The sequence below is a fragment of the Arthrobacter sp. CAL618 genome (genome assembly GCF_000468215.1).
GTDB lineage: Bacteria > Actinomycetota > Actinomycetes > Actinomycetales > Micrococcaceae > Arthrobacter_D.
The window spans coordinates 436-4,032 of record NZ_ASZW01000145.1 but is presented as its reverse complement, the minus strand read 5'-3'; the positions used below and the strand labels follow the sequence as shown (position 1 = coordinate 4,032).

General features: G+C 65.1%; 3 protein-coding genes. All 3 read left to right on the top strand.

The genetic code is table 11. The features are described 5' to 3' along the window. The coding region (locus K728_RS0108815; RefSeq protein WP_024476472.1) for an MmgE/PrpD family protein at positions 1 to 1,456 on the top strand (1,456 nt) is incomplete at its 5' end. Next, positions 1,457 to 2,410: a methylisocitrate lyase gene (gene prpB, locus K728_RS0108810; protein WP_024476471.1), complete on the top strand. Its 954-nt coding sequence runs from the start codon at positions 1,457 to 1,459 to the stop codon at positions 2,408 to 2,410. Beyond that, complete coding sequence (locus K728_RS0108805) at positions 2,407 to 3,555, top strand: bifunctional 2-methylcitrate synthase/citrate synthase (protein ID WP_024476470.1); 1,149 nt, start codon at positions 2,407 to 2,409, stop codon at positions 3,553 to 3,555. The genes prpB and K728_RS0108805 overlap by 4 nt, the downstream gene beginning before the upstream one ends. Positions 3,556 to 3,597: the final 42 nt, after the last annotated feature.

Here is a 3,597-nt window from a genome sequence, read left to right as displayed (position 1 = left end):
GTTGGTCGCTGCCGATCCGGTGGAGGTCGACGCCGACGTCGCCGACATGGTGATCAACCGCATCATCGATAACGCCTCGGTGGCCGTCGCCTCGTTCACGCGCGCCCCAGTGGTCGCCGCCCGCGCCCAGGCCACCAGCCACCCGGCGTCGTCGAACGGTGCCGGCGCCACCATCTTCGGCATCCAGGAGAAGACGTCCCCCGAGTGGGCTGCCTGGGCCAACGGCGTCGCCGTTCGGGAACTGGATTACCACGACACGTTCCTGGCCGCCGACTACTCCCACCCTGGCGACAACATTCCGCCAATCCTCGCCGTTGCCCAGCACACCGGGCGATCAGGGCGGGACCTGCTGCGCGCGATCACCACCGGCTACGAGATTCAGGTGGACCTGGTGAAGGCCATCTGCCTCCACAAGCACAAGATTGACCACGTGGCGCACCTCGGCCCGTCGGCGGTTGCTGGGATCGGCACGTTGTTGGAGCTCGACGTCGAAACCATTTTCCAGTCCATCGGCCAGGCCCTGCACACCACCACTGCCACCCGTCAATCCCGGAAGGGCGAGATTTCCACCTGGAAGGCCCATGCTCCGGCCTTCGCCGGGAAGATGGCGGTGGAGTCAGCGGACCGGGCGATGCGCGGCCAGACCTCCCCCACCCCGATCTACGAGGGCGAAGACGGGTTCATTGCGTGGCTGCTGGATGGCCCGGACGGCAGGTACGAGGTTCCGCTACCGGCGGCCGGCGAAGCCAAGCGGGCCATTCTTGACACCTACACCAAGGAGCACTCGGCCGAGTACCAGGCGCAGGCCCTGATCGACCTCGCCCGCAAGCTCCATGCGGCCCACCCGGAGGCCGCCGATCCCGAGCAGGTGCAGTCGATCGTCATCCACACCTCGCACCACACCCACAACGTGATCGGGTCCGGTGCAAACGACCCGCAGAAGTACGATCCCACCGCGTCACGCGAGACCCTCGACCATTCGATCCCCTACATCTTCACGGTCGCATTGCAGGACGGCTCCTGGCACCACGTCGATTCCTACACCCCGGAGCGGGCTGGCAGGGCCGACACCGTGGCACTTTGGCAGAAGGTCACTACGCTGGAGGACCCGGAGTGGACCCGGCGTTACCATTCGCTCGACATCAGCGAGAAGGCCTTCGGCGGCCGGGTGGAGATCACCCTGACCGACGGCACGGTCCTCACCGACGAGCTGGCCGTCGCCGACGCGCACCCCCTCGGCGCCCGGCCATTCGCCCGGGAGCAGTACATCAACAAGCTACGCACCCTGGCCGCGGGCCAGGACGGCCACCGGATTGTCGACGAGGCAGAGATCGACCGGTTCCTCGCCGTCGTCGAGCGGTTGCCGGAGCTCGCGGCAGGCGAACTGGACCAGCTCAACCTCGTCGCCGCTGCCGGCATCATTGACCCCGACACCGCCCCGAAGGGACTGTTCTAAATGTTGTACTCAGCCATCACCCCCGAGCAGAAGCGCATCGCGTTCCGGGAGGGTCTCGCCTCGGGCCGGATCCAGCAGTTCCCCGGTGCATTCAATCCCCTGTCGGCACGGCTGATTGAGGACAAGGGGTTCGACGGCGTCTATATCTCCGGCGCGGTCCTCGCCAACGATCTCGGCCTACCGGATATTGGCCTGACGACGCTCACCGAGGTCGCCACCCGCGCCGGGCAGATCGCCCGAATGACCGACCTGCCATCAATTGTCGACGCCGACACCGGCTTCGGTGAGCCAATGAACGTGGCGCGGAGCATCCAGGAACTTGAAAACGCCGGCCTGGCCGGTTGCCACATTGAGGACCAGTTCAACCCCAAACGGTGTGGGCATCTGGATGGCAAGAACGTGGTGGATCTGGACACGGCCACCAAACGCATCCGGGCGGCCGCCGACGCCCGCCGTGACCCGAACTTCCTGATCATGGCGCGGACCGACATCCGCGGCACCGATAGCCTTCAGGCAGCCAAGGACCGTGCCAAAGCGCTGGTGGACGCCGGTGCCGACGCGATCTTCCCCGAGGCGATGCGGGACCTGACCGAATTCCAGGCCATCCGCGACGCCGTCGACGTCCCCATCCTCGCCAATATGACCGAGTTCGGGAAGAGCGAGTTGTTCACACTGGACCAGCTCGCCTCGGCGGGAGTCAACATGGTGATCTATCCCGTCACCCTGCTGCGTAGTGCAATGGGCGCCGCGGAGCGTACGCTGGAAATCATCAAGGCCGACGGCACCCAGCAGGGGGCCGTCGGTGCCATGCAGACCAGGGCGCGTCTGTACGAGCTCGTGGACTACGAGGCGTACAACCGTTTTGACACCTCGGTTTTCAATTTTCAGGTGCCCGGTTCACCGGAGCACACGACGCAGCAGGCCCCTTCCGCCGTTGAACAGGAGTCCCCATGACAGAAACGACAGAAACGCAGATCTACAAAGGCCTGGCCGGAGTCACCGTCGACACCACGGCTATCTCGATGGTCAATTCCGACACCAACTCGTTGCTCTACCGCGGGTATCCGGTGCAGGAGCTGGCCGCAAGGTGCAGCTTCGAGGAGGTTGCCTACCTGATGTGGCATGGCGAGCTTCCGTCGAAGGACCAGCTGGCCGAATTCACTGCGTTCGAGCGTAGCCACCGTGCGCTGGCCGACAATGTGAAGGCAGCGATTGATCTGCTGTCCACCTCGTGCCACCCGATGGACGTCGCCCGCACCGCCGTGTCGGTGCTCGGCGCCAACCACCCCAAGGCATCGGATTCCTCCCCCGAGGCCAACCTCGAGAAGGCGATGGAACTCTTCGCAGCGTTCCCCGCCGTCGTCGCCTACGACCAGCGCCGTCGTCGTGGTCAGGAGATCGTCGCCCCGCGGGACGATTTTGACTATTCGGCGAACTTCCTCTGGATGACCTTCGGTGAGGAAGCTGCCCCGGAGGTCGTCGAGGCGTTCAACGTGTCGATGGTGCTATACGCCGAGCACTCCTTCAACGCCTCAACCTTCACCGCCCGGGTCATCACGTCCACCCTGGCTGACCTTCATTCGGCGGTGACCGGGGCCATCGGTGCACTGAAGGGCCCCCTGCACGGTGGCGCGAACGAAGCAGTGATGCACACGTTCGAGGAGATCGGCATCCGCACCGACGAGTCCCGGGAAGAGGCAGCCGCCCGCGCCAAGGCCTGGATGGAGGATGCTCTCGCCCAGAAGAAGAAGGTGATGGGCTTCGGCCACCGGGTTTACAAGAACGGCGACTCACGGGTGCCCACCATGAAGGGTGCCCTGGATCGGATGATCGAGCACTTCGGCCGGCCGGAGCTGCTCGGCCTGTACAGCGGGCTGGAATCCGCGATGGAGGAGGCGAAGAGCATCAAGCCCAACCTCGACTATCCGGCCGGCCCCACGTACCACCTGATGGGCTTCGATACCGAGATGTTCACGCCGCTGTTCATCGCCGCCCGGATCACCGGTTGGACCGCCCACATCATGGAGCAGACCGCCGCCAACTCCCTGATCCGCCCGCTCAGCGCCTATAACGGTCCGGAGCAGCGTCAGGTCCCCTAGCCTCCCTCCCTTGTATTGGATCGAGTCAACAGAAATGGCGGG

What these genes read in the sequence shown, in the direction of transcription:
- K728_RS0108805 (WP_024476470.1), top strand. Translation starts at nt 2,407, where the DNA reads ATGACAGAAACGACAGAAACGCAGATCTACAAAGGCCTGGCCGGAGTC.
- prpB (WP_024476471.1), top strand. Translation starts at nt 1,457, where the DNA reads ATGTTGTACTCAGCCATCACCCCCGAGCAGAAGCGCATCGCGTTCCGG.